The organism is Pseudoduganella lurida (genome assembly GCF_007830455.1).
Taxonomy (GTDB): Bacteria; Pseudomonadota; Gammaproteobacteria; order Burkholderiales; family Burkholderiaceae_D; genus Rugamonas; species Rugamonas lurida.
On the sequence record NZ_VLLB01000001.1, the window covers coordinates 1,148,312 to 1,162,431 of the forward strand.

Here is a 14,120-nt window from a genome sequence, read left to right on the forward strand (position 1 = left end):
AGCGTGGAATGAAAGTTCATCTGGCGCAAAACTCACCCGTTCGCTATAATAGCAGCAGTTGCAAGTCATTGTGACGCAGTGCCCACGTGGCGGAATTGGTAGACGCGCATGGTTCAGGTCCATGTGCCGCAAGGTGTGGGGGTTCGAGTCCCTCCGTGGGCACCATCTACCGGATCTGCAGGAAAGGCCGCGAGTCGAAAGATTCGCGGCCTTTTCTCTTTGGTGCTTCCCTTGGCACGGCGTCGGCGGCCTTTACGCTCGGGACCGCTTCTCGCGCATCCCCTTGCATGCGCATGCACGCGCCCGGGCGCGCCATGGCTGTGCATGCTTCTTGCCTGCCCCTCCTTGTCCAATCTAGGAGGGAGCCATGAAAACCTTGTTATCCGCCATCACCCTGGCGACTGCCGCCGCGGCCGCCGGTCCCGCGGACGCCGCCCTGGCCTTCACGTTCGCGTTCACGCCGGGCACGTCGATGCAGGCGCAGGACGGCTTCCGCGCCGCCGCCGCGCTCTGGTCCAGCCGCATCCAGGACGACATCACCGTCAACCTGACCGTCGGCTTCAATCCCCTCGCACCGAACGTGCTCGGCTCCACCCAGTCGGCCCAGCAGGCCTACTCGTACAGCACCTTCCGCCAGCGCCTGGTGGACGACATCACCTCCAGCGCCGACACGACGGCGACGGGCAGCCTGTCGACCGGCGCCACCTTCGACATGCTGATCAACCGCACCTCGAACAGTCCGAACGGCGCCGGCAGTGCCACGCCCTACCTGGACAACGACGGCGATGCCAACAACCGCACGATCCGCATCACCACCGCCGAGGCCAAGGCCATCAACCTGGGCATCATGCCGCAGACGCTCACCAACTGCATCGGCACCTGCGACGGCTTCATCCAGTTCAACAGCAATTTCACGTTCGACTTCAACCGCAACGACGGCATCGGCAGCAACGCCTTCGATTTCGTGGGCATCGCCGCGCACGAGATCGGCCATTCGCTGGGCTTCATCAGCGGCGTCGACATCCTCGACAACAATTCCTCGTCCACCTTCTTCGCCGACAACCAGTTCACCTACGTCTCCGGGCTGGACCTGTTCCGCTACTCCGCCCAGAGCCCCGAAGGCGTGATCGACTGGACCGCGGACAACCGGCCGAAGTACTTCTCGATCGACGGCGGCGTCACCCAGGGGCCGCTGTTCTCGAACGGCGTGGTGCATGGCGACGGCCGCCAGGCCAGCCACTGGAAGGACGACCTGTTCATCGGCCTGATGGACCCCACCGCCGGCCGCGGCGAACTGCTGTCCATCTCGGCGAACGACCTGCTGGCGATGGACGTCATCGGCTACGACGTCTCGCCCATTCCGGAGCCCTCCACCACTGCGATGCTGGGCGCCGGCCTGCTGCTGCTGGGCGGGCGCGCGGCCCGGCGGAGCAAAATCTTTCGGAAAGGAACAAAATGAGATTGACGGATCCGGTTTCCCCCTTTAAGATGCGTGCCTTCTGTTGCTGAACACCGAAAGGCAGCAAGCAGCAGGAGAGAGTAGCAAGACAACGCAGCAGGTAGTAAAACAAGGCCCACGTGGCGGAATTGGTAGACGCGCATGGTTCAGGTCCATGTGCCGCAAGGTGTGGGGGTTCGAGTCCCTCCGTGGGCACCAAGTCTTGTTTTACGAAGGTTCGTTGTGCATCGAGAAGTACCAGTGCCCACGTGGCGGAATTGGTAGACGCGCATGGTTCAGGTCCATGTGCCGCAAGGTGTGGGGGTTCGAGTCCCTCCGTGGGCACCATCTACCGGATACGTTGAAGCAGGCCGCGAACCGCAAGGTTCGCGGCCTTTTTCTTTGGCGCCGGTACTTCCCTGCCTCATCCATTGCAACGCGCCGCCCCGCCGGCGCTTGGTCTACACTGGCCGCTTCATCGAACCGGGGCCGCGTGCCCGCCACTGCCTTTCCACCATGTCCGAGCCGAAGTCGCCCGCCCGCCCGTCCACGCCCTCCCGCGAGCGCGAGCACACGGTGCTGATCGTCAGCACCGGCGAATTTGCCGCGCTGGAGCGCTCGCTGGTGCGCGCCGGTTTCCGGGTGCAGGTCGTCCACCGGGGCGACGCCGCGCTGGCCGCCGTCGCCACCGGCCAGGCTGCTGGCGGCGTGGCGCTGGTGCTGCTGGACGCGGCACTGGCCGGCAGCGCGCGCATGGAGCTGTGCGCGCGGCTGACGGCGGCCGTCAGCGGGCGCGGGCTGCCCGTGCTGGTGATGTCGTCCGCCCCGTCCGATCTGGAGCAGGGCCAGGCTCTGCTGGCCGGTGCCGCCGGCTATCTGCGGCTGCCGTGCGCGCCGGAAGACATCGTGGAAAAAGTGACGGTGGAACTGACGGCGCGCCATGCCTGGCTGGTGCCGCCGGCCGGCGCGCCGCTCGATACCGAACGCCTGGAAGTGAACTACCACGCGCTGCTGGCCGGCTCGCCGGACGCCATCATCCTGTTCGACGCCGCGCGCGGCACGCCGGTGGACGTGAACCGCAACGCCGAGCGCATGTTCGGCCGCGGCGGCGCGGAACTCATGCGCACCCGGCTGGAGGACCTGTGTCCGCCGCAGCAGCCGGATGGCACGCCGTCGGACGAGGCCGTGGCGGCCCTCGTGTCGAAAGGCCTGGGCGGCGACATCCGCATCTTCCCCCTCACCTTCCAGCACAGCAGCGGGCGCCACATCGACGGCGAGATCCGCCTGGTGGTGCTGGAAAAGAACGGCCTGCGGCTGCTGCACCTGCGCGTGGCGGACGTGACGGGCCTGCGCGTGGCCGAAGCGCTGCGCATCGGCCAGAACCGGCTGCTCGAACTGATCGCCCGCGGCGCGCCCTTGCAGGACATCCTCGACAACCTGCTGCGGCTGATCGAAGGCCAGGGGCCGGGCCTGGTCTGCGCCGTGCTGCTGCTGGACGAGGGCGGCATCGTGCGCGGCGGGTCGGCGCCCAGCCTGCCGGCCGACTACCTGCAGGCCTACGAAGGCCAGCCGATCGCCACGCACGACAGCCCGCCCTGCGCGGCCATGCACCGGCGCGCAGCCGTTGTCGTGGCGGACTTAAGCGCGGCCGACCTGCGCGAGGCGCCGCCATGCGACAGCCACCGCGAGCTGGCCGAACGCCTGGGCCTGCGCGCCTGCTGGGCGATGCCGATCATGACCGACCGCCAGACGGTGCTGGGCACGTTCGTGATGTACTACCGCGACATGCGCATCCGCGAATCGCTCGCCGGCGCGCCGGACGCCGGCAACCTCCGCACCGGTGACCTGCGCCTGCCCCGCCCCGATGACGAGCGCCTGCTGGGCGTGGCCGTGCACCTGGCCGGCATCGCCATCGAACGCACGCGCCGCGAGGCGGAACTGGCGCGCCACCGAAACCACCTGGAAGAACTGGTGACGGCGCGCACGGCGGAACTGCGCAGCGCCAAGGAGCGTGCCGAGCGCACCAGCGGGGAACTGGCCGCCGCCCTGGACCATCTGCGCATGACGCAGGACGAACTGGTACGGCGCGACAAGCTGGCCGCGCTGGGCGGCCTGGTGGCCGGCGTCGCGCACGAGCTGAATACGCCGATCGGCAACGGCCTGACGATCGCCGGCGCGATGAGCGACCATCTCGCGACACTGCGCGGCCAGCTGGAGGCGGGCCTGCGCCGCGCCGACCTGGAACAGTACGTGGCCCATGCCGGCGAGGCCGAGGCGGTCCTGCTGCGCAACCTGCAGCGTGCCGCCACGCTGGTCACCAGCTTCCGGCAGGTGGCGGTGGACACGGCCGGCTCGCAGCGGCGCACCTTCCGTCTGGATGCATTCATCGCCGAACTGGCCGCGCCGCTGGCGGCCGCCATGCCGGTGCCGCGGCCCCGCGTGGTGCAGCAGGTGGCCCCGGGCCTGGCGATGGACAGCTATCCGGAACCGCTGGCGCAGGCGCTGGCCGCGCTGGTGGAGAACGCCGTGCGGCATGGCCTGGCGGGGCGCGCGGATGGCGTCATCACGCTGTCGGCACGGGAGGCCGGCGACGGCGCCATTGCCATCGCGGTGGCGGACAACGGCGCCGGCATCGCCGCGGAGAACCTGGCCCGCGTGTATGATCCCTTCTTCACGACCCGGCGCGGCACCGGCGGCGCCGGCCTCGGCCTGCATGTGGCGCACAATATCGTCACCGGCGTGCTGGGCGGCCGCATCGCCGTCGCCAGCACCGTCGGACACGGCACCACCTTCACGCTCACCCTGCCCGTCATCGCGCCACGCTGACCCATGTCCAAACGCCTGCTCACCATCCTGCTCCTGCTCGCAAGCTGGCTCGCGCTGGCCGCCCCGGCTCCCTGGTGGCTGTGGGAGAGCGTGCGCGACGGCGCCAAGGTCTGCTCGCAGACGCCGCTCGGACCCGGCTGGCGCAAGCTGCTGGGGCCCTACAAGGATTCCCGTTGCGAGAAGTTGATTCGTGCTCAATAATGAATAGAGTATAAGGATAAGCATCGGCGCACGTCCGACCGATGAAGTCGCAGGCAATCTTTCATCACCCACAAACGGAGGAGACATGTTCCAGAATCCCGAGCAGTTTGCACAAGCGACGAAAACCCTGTTCGCGTTCCAGCTCGAAACCTTCAACACCTTGACCAGCAAGGCGGTCCAGGGCATCGAGCAGGTGGTTCAGCTCAATATCGACACCGCGAAAAGCGGCCTGGAGCGCGGTCTCGCGGCCGGCAAGGACCTGGGCCAGGTCACCGATCCGAAGGCTGCCATGGCAGCGGCCAGCGCGCGCATGCAGAACCTCACGAACGTGGCCAGCTACAACCAGCAGCTGGGCCAGATCCTCTCCGAGATCCACAAGGAATTCACCGGCGCGGCGGATGCCCACCTGGCCGAAGCGAAAAGCAGCCTGTCGGCACTGATCTACGACGTGACGAAGAACGTGCCACCCGGTTCGGAAAACGCCGTGCAGATCGTCAAGACGGCAATCGACAACGCTTTCCAGGGCTACGAGCAGGTGACCCGCGCCACCCGCCAGGCCGTGGCGGCGTTCGAGGACCAGCTGGCGCGCGCCGCCACGCTGGCCGACCAGAAGGCGGCACAACAGGGCGGCGGCACCCCGCCTTGAAGGGGGAATGAAGCCATAAAACGCTGGGCAAGCGGCGGGAGACGGGATAGACTGTATATATACACAGTCCTCAAAGCCTCACGATAAGTTCCCGCCGCAGTGCCCGTCATGAAACCCGTCCTGGAAAACCCGTTCTACTACCTGGAGAATTTCCACCAGGTGCTCGACTGGATCGGCATCCGCTATGCCGACCTGCTCGATGACGAAGAACGGGCCTTCATCGCTGCCTTCCCCGCCCTGCCCCAACCGTCGCGCGCACTGTTCGTGCGGATGGTCATGCGCAAGGGCCAGCTGTTCCGCGCCAGCAAACTGGTCTACGACGAAATCGGCTGCCCCCGCGCCGCCGCCGCAGCGCTGGCCGATACCGGGTGGATCGTGGCCGATCCCGTCGTCACGCTGGACGAACTGTTCGAGCTGTTGCTGAAACCCGAGATCGCCCGCGCCTTCACCTTGAGCGCGTCCGAACGGTCCGCCCGCAAGGAACTGCAGCTCGAAGCGCTGCGCGCACGCCATGACGGCGAGCGGGCATTCTCCGCGTGGTTCGATGGCGACTCTGTATGGCGCATCGTCGCGAAACCCCTGTGCGACCGGCTGCGCCTGATCTTCTTCGGCAATTACCACCAGGACTGGACGGAGTTCGTGCTGTCCGACCTGGGCGTGTTCCGCTACGAGACCGTGGAATTTCCACCGTCCGCGCGGGGCTTCCGCAGCCGCCGCGACATCGACGAATACCTGCAGCTGCACGCCTGCCGCGAGCGTTTCGGCGCCGGCGAGCATCCGCTCGAGGTGCTGCAGGACGTGCCGCCGCCGAACGGCGACAACGAATGGCTGCATAGCCGCCGCCACAAGCTGCTGTTCCAGCTGGGCCAGCAGCTCGAGCGGTTGCAGGACTGGCCGGGTGCCCACACGGTCTATCGGGATTGCGCCTATCCCGGCGCGCGCGCCCGCGCCATCCGCGTGCTGGAAAAGGACGAGCAGTTCGCCGCCGCCTGGGCCCTGCTGCAGGCAGCGCAGCAAGCGCCCGAGAGCGAGGCGGAACGCCAGCATCTTCTGCGCATGGCACCGCGCCTGGCACGGCGGCTGGGGCATCCGCGCAGTGCGGCCATCAAGGTGGCGCCGCAGCGGCTCGACCTGGCGCTGCCGCCGCCCTCCGGCGAGTGGTGGGTGGAAGGCGTGGTGCGCGACCACCTGGCCCGGGACGAGGCGCCGGTGTTCTATGTCGAGAATGCGCTCATCAATTCGCTGTTCGGGCTGCTGTGCTGGGATGCCGTGTTCGCCGCGATTCCCGGCGCGTTCTTCCACCCGTTCCACCACGGCCCGGCGGACCTGCACAGCGCCGACTTCCATCGCCGCCGCAGCGCGCAATTCGCGGCCTGCCTGGCGCAGCTCGATGACGGCACCTACGAGGCCACGATCCGCCGCAACCTGGCCACGAAATACGGCATCCAGTCGCCGTTCGTGTTCTGGGGCGCCCTGAACGACGAGCTGCTGGACCTGGCGCTGCACTGCATCCCGCCCGCCCACCTGAAGCAGGCGTTCGCGCGCATCCTGCAGGACGTGAAGTCGAACCGCACGGGCTTCCCGGACCTGATCCAGTTCTGGCCCGCCGAACGCCGCTACAACATGATCGAAGTGAAGGGACCGGGCGACCGGCTGCAGGACAACCAGGTGCGCTGGATCGACTACTGCGCGCTGCACCAGATGCCCGTCACCGTGTGCTACCTGCAGTGGGCGCAATGAGCGCAGCCGTTCCGATGCCGGCGAAATACACGGTGGCCGTGCGCGCGCTGTGCGAGTTCACCGCCAAGGCGGGCGACCTGGACCTGCGCTTCACGCCTTCGCCGACGGCCCAGGAAGGCATCGCCGGCCATGGCGTCGTCACGAGCCGGCGGGACGATACCTATGAACGGGAGATCGCGCTGTCCGGCGACTGCGGCCCGCTGCATGTGCGGGGCCGCGCCGACGGCTACGACCCGGCGCGCAACCAGCTCGAAGAGATCAAGACCTTTCGCGGCGACCTCGATCGCATGCCGGCCAACCACCGCGCGCTGCACTGGGCCCAGCTGAAGGTCTACGGCCACCTGCTGTGCGCGGCGCGCGGGCTGGCGCGGCTGCGGCTCGCGCTGGTCTACTACGACGTCGCCTCGCAGAAGGAAACCTGGCTCACCGAGGACCATGATGCGGCATCGCTGCGCGCGCTGTTCGAGGCGCAGTGCGGGCGCTTCGTGGCGTGGGCCGAACAGGAGCTGGCGCACCGGGCGGCACGGGATGCCCAGCTGACGGCGCTGCGCTTCCCGCATGCCGATTTCCGGCCCGGCCAGCGCGAACTGTCCGAGGCCATGTTCAAGGCCAGCGCTCGTTCCTGCGCGCTGCTGGCCCAGGCGCCCACCGGCATCGGCAAGAGCGTGGGCAGCCTGTTTCCGCTGCTGAAGGCGGCGCCCGCGCATGGGCTGGACAAGATCTTCTTCCTGGCCGCGAAAACCTCGGGGCGGCGGATGGCCCTCGATGCCATCGACACCGTGCGGGCGAGCGCCCCGCTGCTGCCGCTGCGCACGCTCGAACTGGCAGCGCGCAATACCGCGTGCGAGCATCCGGACCGTTCGTGCCATGGCGAGTCGTGTCCGCTGGCGCGCGGATTCTACGACCGGCTGCCGGCGGCGCGCAGTGCGGCGTTGCAGGAACCGATGCTCGACCGCGCGGCGGTGCGCACCGTGGCGCTGGCCCATGACGTCTGCCCGTACTACCTGCAAAGCGAGCTGGTGCGGTGGGCGGATGTCATCGTGGGCGACTACAACTACTACTTCGACGTCTCGGCCATGCTGTATGCGCTGACGGTGATGAACGACTGGAAGGTCAGCGTGCTGGCCGACGAGGCGCACAACATGGTCTCGCGGGCGCGCAAGATGTATTCGGCGGAGCTGGAGCACACCGGCCTGCGGCTGCTGCGCAAGACGGCGCCGCAGGTGCTGCGCAAGGCGCTCGACCGGGTGCACCGGCAGTGGTCCGCACTGGAAAAGGCGCAGGACGAGGATTACACCGGCTATACGGCGCTGCCGGAAAAATTCATCAACGCGCTGCAGACCGCCGCCACCGACATCGGCGACTACATGGCCGAGAATCCCGCCTGGTTCGATGCCGACGTGCTGGCGTTCTATTTCGACGTGCTGGCCTTCACGCGCCTGGCCGAACACTTCGGCGACCATTCGCTGTTCGACGTGACGAAGTCGGGTGCCGGCACGCGCGCCAATTCGGTGCTCTGCCTGCGCAACATCGTGCCGGCGCCGTTCCTGCAGCCGCGCTTTGCCGCCGCCCGGTCCGTGGCGCTGTTCTCGGCCACGCTCAGCCCCTGGAACTACTACGCCGATACGCTGGGCATGCCGGCCAACACGGCGTGGGTCGATGTTGCGTCACCGTTCGCCGCCGCGCAGCTGACGGTGCACATCGCCGGCCATATCTCCACGCGCTACCAGCACCGCGACCGCTCGCTGGCGCCGATCGCCGCGCTGATGGCGCAGCAGTACGAAGACGCGCCGGGCAACTACCTGGCCTTCTTCAGCAGCTTCGATTACCTGGACAAGGCGGCCGACCTGTTCGCCGAGCGGCATCCGCACGTGACGGTCTGGCGCCAGCCGCGCCGCATGGACGAGGCGGGTCGCGATGCCTTCCTGGCCCGCTTCACGGAGGACAGCCAGGGCATCGGCTTTGCCGTGCTGGGCGGCGCGTTCGGCGAAGGCATCGACCTGCCAGGCGCCCGGCTGATCGGCGCCTTCATTGCCACGCTCGGCCTGCCGCAGCTTAACCCCGTCAACGAGCGGATCCGCGAGCGCATGCAGGCCATCTTCGGCGCCGGCTACGACTACACCTACCTGTATCCGGGGCTGCAGAAAGTCATCCAGGCGGCCGGCCGCGTCATCCGCACCACAACCGACCAGGGCACCGTGCACCTGATCGACGACCGCTTCGCCCGCCCGGACATCCGCGCCCTGCTGCCCGCCTGGTGGCACGTGCCTGCCTGAACGTCCTTACTGCCCAGCCCGTGTCAACTTCGGGGTCAGTCACCAAAAGTGACACGAACTGAGCAGTACATGCCAACCGCGTGTAACGGATGAGACCGTGTCAACTTTCGTGACTGGCCCCGATGTTGACACGGGCTCGGCTGTACGGACGCAAAAAAGCCTGCAGGCGGTGAGGCGTGCAGGCTGATGGGTACGGCGGAAACGGGACTCAGGCGGCGGCAGCTTCCGCGCGGCGGCTCTGGCCCTTGATTTCGTTGCGGTACTTGGCGCGGGCGATGGCCTGCTTTTCGGCTTCCATGGCCTTGTTGGAGGCACGGACGCGTGCTTTTTCTTCCTTGCCGCGCATTTGCGCGATGTCCTTGTTGCCGATACGGTGCGTCATGGTTTTCTCCTTGGTGTCACGACCTGCTGTCGTGTTTTTCATCGAACATCACAAGACCCCAGCCGAGCTGCCGGCGGATTTCCTCCGGTGCCGGCGGGGGCGCTACTTCGCTGGTCCGGCGCTCAAGGTACGCACGCACCGATTCTTTCGAAGGGTGGCTTGTCTGTGTCGTCAACATGATGACCTCCATTGGTGTGCAGCCGGACCGCCGGGCAGCGGCGCTGTGACGCTGCCCGGATCGAATTCTGGTGCCGGCGCTTGAGGCGCGGCCGGCCTGCCTGCGGATGAGCGAACCAGCGCGGTTCAGCGAACCTTGCATCGTGCATCAATCCCACGACGCCATCATACAAAGAGATCATTCAGGCAACAGTGCGCTGGCGTACAAAAGCCCTGGCGGATTGACGCGCGCCGCTGTGGGACTGCGCCTACCAGGCGTCCGGAGCGCCTCACAGCTTCGCTTGCAGGAATTCCAGGAAGCACCCGATGCGCCGGGCCAGCCGCGTGTTGCGGTAATAAACAGCGTGGATCTGCTGCCGGTAGCCGCTGTTGGCGTCGGCCAGCACCGGGACCAGCCGGCCCGCCGCGATGTCGGCGCGCGTCATGAAATCCGCCAGGCAGGCGATGCCCTGGCCGGCCAGCGCCAGCTGGCGCAGGGTTTCACCCGACGATGCCGCGAGCGCGGGCGTCACGGCGAGGCTGTCGCCGCCGGCATGGCGCAGCGGCCACACGTTGCCGGCGTCGTACTGCACGAAACCGAGCAGCGCGTGCTGCGCCAAATCCGCAGGAGTGGACGGCACGGCGTGGCTGGCCAGATAAGCGGGACTGGCCAGCACGTGCAGCGCGCTGGCGCTCAGGGGACGCGCATGCAGCGTCGAATCGGCCAGTGCACCGATACGTATCGCGATGTCGGTCCGATGTTCGATCAGGTCGGCAATCCGGTCGTTGGAGGTGAGCTCCAGGCGGATCGCCGGGTACATGGCCCGGAACTCCGCCACGTGCGGTACCACGCAGTGCAGCATGAACGGTGATGCGGCATCGATGGCCAACCGGCCGGACGGCTGCCGGTCCCGGTCGAGCAGCGATTCCTCGGCCAGCCCGAGCGCGGCGAGGATGCTGCGAGCCTGGTCCAGAAGCAGGTGGCCCTCCTCCGTCAGCTCCATGCGGCGGGTGGTACGGGTGAGCAGCGACGACTGCAGTTTCTGTTCCAGCCGGGCCAGGGCACGGCTCACGCCGGAGGTCGTTTGCCCCAGCCGGGCGGCAGCGCCGCTGATCGAGCCGCTGTCGACCACGGCCACGAAGGTGTGCAGGTCGTCCGAATTGATTTGCATGGCGCGATTATAAGACGGCCGTGACGGGAGTTCGCTGGCCCGCCTCCCCGGCACAGCCCGGTGCCAGCCAGTCACTCTTGTTAACAAACTGCGACTCAGCAATAAAAATATTTTCTTGACCTTTGCTGTCGCCTCAGCTCTGCCCTTGAAAGCCGCAAAACTGCTGCGTCGCACATTTCATTAATAAACAAAAGGACGTGACATCAAGGTTATATTGACAATGTTAGCAACAATGAAAATTGATATTTTCAACAGGCCTTCGGATCCCGGTTGCCCTGTGGCTAACGCGAAATCACACTTTCGTCACAACAATCGAATCAAGGGGTAATACAATGAAGAAAGCTTTTATGAGCAAGGTAGCCGGCTCCCTCCTGCTGACTGCCGGCATGCTGGCAGCAGGCGCGGCATCGGCCGACACGTCGACCCTCGAATTCAAGGGCACGAGTGCCGGCTTCAGCGCCCAGCATGAGTACAGCGCCTCCAGCTTCACGGACACTTTCCTGTTCTCGATCGATGACTCGGTCGCCCAGAATGCCTACGGCAATGCGCTGGCCGGCTTCGACAGCAAGATGCTGTTCAACTACGGCATCACGGATATCCAGTTCTTCTCCGTGGGCGCCGACGGTTCGCACACCGATATCGCCACGACCTTCCTGCCAGGCGTCTTCGTGACGTTCAAGGCGGACAGCGCCCTGACCGCCGGCAACTACGGCTTCAGCATCACGGGCCGCACCATCTCGGGCACCGAGAGCGGCTCCTATGGCGGCAACCTGACGCTGGCGCCGGTGCCGGAACCGGCAACCTACGCCATGCTGGGCGTCGGTATCGGCCTGCTGGCCTTCACGGCACGCCGCAAATCGAACAACAAACTGGGCTGATCGCACGGTCCGTTCGCAAGACCCGCCTTCGGGCGGGTTTTTTTCGTCCGGATCTCCTGCGGATGAAAACAGGCGGGATACCCGCACCCGTCTAAGCCCTAGGCGCTGTCACTGGCACCTGTGGAAGTCTCCCGTCTTAACCCGACTCGACCGTATTATGGCCCAGGGCTGCGACGAGACAGTCGGCCGGGGTGGCCCAGCGCGCCCCTTCGAGTCCATGTCGCCAGCCCAGGTAATTCGGCAGATAATGGCTCGCCACACCATTGAAGCGCGCCAGCCAGCGATGGAAGCGGCCGTGATAGCCGTTGATGTTTTGCAGGTGGACGGCGTCACGCACCCGCACGCCGGCGCGCAGGTTCACGGTTTCATGCCGAAGTCCGGCTGCGCTGGCGAAGGCGCGATAGGCCGCCGCACTGTCCGTGACCAGCATGACGTCCTCGGGGAGGATAGGCCCCAGATACTGGTGCAATTGCTGCGCCGTCACCGGCCCGCGGCCGCATACGAAATCGCGCGTCCGGCCGCCGCGGTCGCGCGCCACCAGGATGCAATCGAGTTCCCTTGAAATGCCGCGCCCCCTGGCTTTGCCGCCGCGGCGCCGTGCGGGACGGGTCAGGTGCCGGCTGCCCTTCTGTGATTCCAGCAGATAGGTTTCATCCGCTTCGACGATGCCCTGCAGCCTGGCGGGCCGGTCGTCCTTCGCCCACTGCAGGAAACGGTGGCGCCAGCGAAAGCTGGTGTTGCGATGGATGGCCACCTTGTCCGCGGCAGCGCGCACCGTCACGGCATCGAGCAGGCACTGCAGGAAGGACAGCCACTTGCCGCGCAGGCGCAGATACGCCAGCGGCGTGTTGGTCAGCTTGTTGAAGGTGCGGTGGCAGGCGCAGCATCGATACCGCTGCAGGCCGTAGGAGAAGCCATGCCGATACGTGCGCGGGTGCTTGCAGTGCGGGCAGATGCGGCAGTCGTTGCCATGTTGCTCGATCAACTGCAAGCAGGCCGCCAGCATCGTCGCAGGCACCAGGCTTGCCTGCAATGTTGCCAGCTGGGCGGCCGTCAGGCGCTCCAGTTGCTGCTTGACGTGCGTGAGAAAGTGGATGAAACCACCGTCGTTCATGGGAACCTCCGTCATCAACATTGGTTGAGACAGGTATTCCGGCGAATGGTTCAGTTCATTCTACAGGTACGGGTGACAGCGCCATGCGCTAAGATGCTGCTTTGCCAAGTTCTGAGAGGATGCCCATGCTGCGCCAAACGCTTTCCCGTCACTTTCTGCTGCTTGCGACCTGCCTGTGCCTGGCTGCCGCGGCCCAGGCACAGAAGCTGCCCAATGTGATGATCCTTGCCACCGGCGGCACGATTGCCGGCACGGGTGCCAGCAGCACCACCACCGTGGGCTACACGGCCGCGACGGTGGGCGTTCAGCAGCTGATCGGAGCGGTACCGGAGCTGGCAGAGGTGGCGAACGTGAAGGGCGAGCAGGTCTTCCAGATCGCCAGCGAAAGCATGACGAACGAGCATTGGCTCACGCTGGGCAAGCGGGTCAATGCGCTGCTGGCGCAGAATGATGTCGACGGGATCGTCATCACGCACGGCACCGACACGATGGAAGAAACCGCCTACTTCCTGGATCTCGTCGTGAAGAGCCGCAAGCCGGTGGTGCTGGTCGGCGCGATGCGCCCTTCCACCGCGCTGTCCGCCGATGGCCCGATCAACCTGTTCAATGCCGTGCTGGTGGCCGGCAGCCGCGATGCCGTCGGCAAGGGCGTGCTGGTGGCGCTGAACGACCAGATCCACGCCGCGCGTGACGTCACGAAGTCCAATACCTCCACACCGGACAGCTTCCGCACGCCGGAATTGGGACTGCTCGGCTATATCCAGGGCGGCAAGCCATTCTTCTATCGCGCTTCGACGCGCAGGCATACGGCCGACACGGAATTCGATATCGCCAATGTGAATACGCTGCCGCAGGTCGATATCGTGTACGGCTATGCCAGCATGAATACCGTCGCCCTCGATGCATTCGTGGCTGCCGGTGCGAAAGGGATTATCCATGCCGGTGTCGGCGATGGCAGCCTGGCCGCCCGCGTCAAGCCGGCACTGATTGCCGCGCGTAAAAAGGGGACAATCATCGTGCGCGCCAGCCGCGTGGGCCAGGGTATCCTGGCGCGCAATGGCGAAGCGAATGACGACGAGCTGGATTTTATCGCCGCCGATACGCTCAATCCGCAAAAGGCCCGCATCCTGCTGATGCTGGCATTGACCAGGACCACCAATACCGCGGAAATCCAGCGCATGTTCTATACGTATTGAAGTAAACCGATAATGAAAATGCCTGCCGGCTTCCGAAGTCAGCAGGCATTTTTTATTTGAAGTTTTATTTGGAACACGCCAGTGCTTGCCAAGCC

Annotated in this window: 11 protein-coding genes and 3 tRNA genes; 11 read left to right on the plus strand and 3 right to left on the minus strand. The window is 66.1% G+C overall.

From position 1 onward, the window contains the following. Window positions 1-80: 80 nt before the first annotated feature. The 9 genes from IP91_RS04895 to IP91_RS04935 all read left to right on the plus strand — a co-directional run bounded on the left by IP91_RS04895 (window position 81) and on the right by IP91_RS04935 (window position 9,127). Window positions 81-165 (plus strand) — tRNA-Leu (locus IP91_RS04895). A gap of 202 nt (window positions 166-367) precedes the next feature. After that, window positions 368-1,459, plus strand: a complete 1,092-nt coding sequence (locus IP91_RS04900; RefSeq protein WP_145647609.1) for an NF038122 family metalloprotease — start codon at window positions 368-370, stop codon at window positions 1,457-1,459. Between the two features lie 113 nt (window positions 1,460-1,572). Then, a tRNA-Leu gene (locus IP91_RS04905) sits at window positions 1,573-1,657 on the plus strand. Between the two features lie 44 nt (window positions 1,658-1,701). Continuing rightward, a tRNA-Leu gene (locus tag IP91_RS04910) sits at window positions 1,702-1,786 on the plus strand. Between the two features lie 168 nt (window positions 1,787-1,954). Next, the gene (locus tag IP91_RS04915) at window positions 1,955-4,264 is read left to right on the plus strand and encodes an ATP-binding protein (RefSeq protein ID WP_145647610.1); all 2,310 of its coding nucleotides are present in this window, start codon (window positions 1,955-1,957) and stop codon (window positions 4,262-4,264) included. 3 nt (window positions 4,265-4,267) lie between these two features. Next, entirely contained in the window at window positions 4,268-4,465 is a 198-nt protein-coding gene (locus tag IP91_RS04920; RefSeq protein ID WP_145647611.1) for a hypothetical protein, read from the plus strand. 85 nt (window positions 4,466-4,550) lie between these two features. After that, a complete protein-coding gene (locus IP91_RS04925) occupies window positions 4,551-5,111 on the plus strand; it encodes a phasin family protein (protein WP_145647612.1) in 561 nt (186 codons plus the stop codon). A 108-nt stretch (window positions 5,112-5,219) separates the two neighbouring features. Continuing rightward, entirely contained in the window at window positions 5,220-6,851 is a 1,632-nt protein-coding gene (locus IP91_RS04930; protein WP_145647613.1) for a VRR-NUC domain-containing protein, read from the plus strand. Beyond that, a complete protein-coding gene (locus IP91_RS04935) occupies window positions 6,848-9,127 on the plus strand; it encodes an ATP-dependent DNA helicase (RefSeq protein ID WP_145647614.1) in 2,280 nt (759 codons plus the stop codon). Before IP91_RS04930 ends, IP91_RS04935 begins: the two co-directional genes overlap by 4 nt. 208 nt (window positions 9,128-9,335) lie before the next feature. Here the strand turns inward: IP91_RS04935 and IP91_RS26170 are convergent, their stop codons facing one another. Together IP91_RS26170 and IP91_RS04940 are read right to left on the minus strand one after the other, a co-directional pair. Beyond that, the gene (locus IP91_RS26170; protein ID WP_199754486.1) at window positions 9,336-9,509 is read right to left on the minus strand and encodes a hypothetical protein; all 174 of its coding nucleotides are present in this window, start codon (window positions 9,507-9,509) and stop codon (window positions 9,336-9,338) included. Between the two features lie 446 nt (window positions 9,510-9,955). Continuing rightward, on the minus strand, window positions 9,956-10,837 hold the full coding sequence (locus IP91_RS04940; protein ID WP_145647615.1) for a LysR family transcriptional regulator: 882 nt from the start codon (window positions 10,835-10,837) through the stop codon (window positions 9,956-9,958). 347 nt (window positions 10,838-11,184) lie between these two features. On the opposite strand from IP91_RS04940, the gene IP91_RS04945 reads away from it, so the two are divergent. Further along, a complete protein-coding gene (locus IP91_RS04945; RefSeq protein ID WP_158643085.1) occupies window positions 11,185-11,715 on the plus strand; it encodes an FxDxF family PEP-CTERM protein in 531 nt (176 codons plus the stop codon). A gap of 136 nt (window positions 11,716-11,851) precedes the next feature. On the opposite strand, the gene IP91_RS04950 is transcribed toward IP91_RS04945, so the two are convergent. Further along, the gene (locus tag IP91_RS04950) at window positions 11,852-12,829 is read right to left on the minus strand and encodes an IS1595 family transposase (protein WP_145647617.1); all 978 of its coding nucleotides are present in this window, start codon (window positions 12,827-12,829) and stop codon (window positions 11,852-11,854) included. A 125-nt stretch (window positions 12,830-12,954) separates the two neighbouring features. Between IP91_RS04950 and IP91_RS04955 the strand changes: the two genes are divergently transcribed. Then, on the plus strand, window positions 12,955-14,025 hold the full coding sequence (locus IP91_RS04955; protein WP_145647618.1) for a type II asparaginase: 1,071 nt from the start codon (window positions 12,955-12,957) through the stop codon (window positions 14,023-14,025). The last annotated feature ends 95 nt before the right edge of the window (window positions 14,026-14,120 follow it).

Excerpts from the sequence above, each read along its gene's own strand:
- IP91_RS26170 (WP_199754486.1), bottom strand. The coding sequence starts at position 9,509 with ATGACGCACCGTATCGGCAACAAGGACATCGCGCAAATGCGCGGCAAG.
- IP91_RS04950 (WP_145647617.1), bottom strand. The coding sequence starts at position 12,829 with ATGAACGACGGTGGTTTCATCCACTTTCTCACGCACGTCAAGCAGCAA.
- IP91_RS04915 (WP_145647610.1), top strand. The coding sequence starts at position 1,955 with ATGTCCGAGCCGAAGTCGCCCGCCCGCCCGTCCACGCCCTCCCGCGAG.
- IP91_RS04920 (WP_145647611.1), top strand. The coding sequence starts at position 4,268 with ATGTCCAAACGCCTGCTCACCATCCTGCTCCTGCTCGCAAGCTGGCTC.
- IP91_RS04945 (WP_158643085.1), top strand. The coding sequence starts at position 11,185 with ATGAGCAAGGTAGCCGGCTCCCTCCTGCTGACTGCCGGCATGCTGGCA.
- IP91_RS04900 (WP_145647609.1), top strand. The coding sequence starts at position 368 with ATGAAAACCTTGTTATCCGCCATCACCCTGGCGACTGCCGCCGCGGCC.
- IP91_RS04940 (WP_145647615.1), bottom strand. The coding sequence starts at position 10,837 with ATGCAAATCAATTCGGACGACCTGCACACCTTCGTGGCCGTGGTCGAC.
- IP91_RS04935 (WP_145647614.1), top strand. The coding sequence starts at position 6,848 with ATGAGCGCAGCCGTTCCGATGCCGGCGAAATACACGGTGGCCGTGCGC.
- IP91_RS04930 (WP_145647613.1), top strand. The coding sequence starts at position 5,220 with ATGAAACCCGTCCTGGAAAACCCGTTCTACTACCTGGAGAATTTCCAC.
- IP91_RS04925 (WP_145647612.1), top strand. The coding sequence starts at position 4,551 with ATGTTCCAGAATCCCGAGCAGTTTGCACAAGCGACGAAAACCCTGTTC.
- IP91_RS04955 (WP_145647618.1), top strand. The coding sequence starts at position 12,955 with ATGCTGCGCCAAACGCTTTCCCGTCACTTTCTGCTGCTTGCGACCTGC.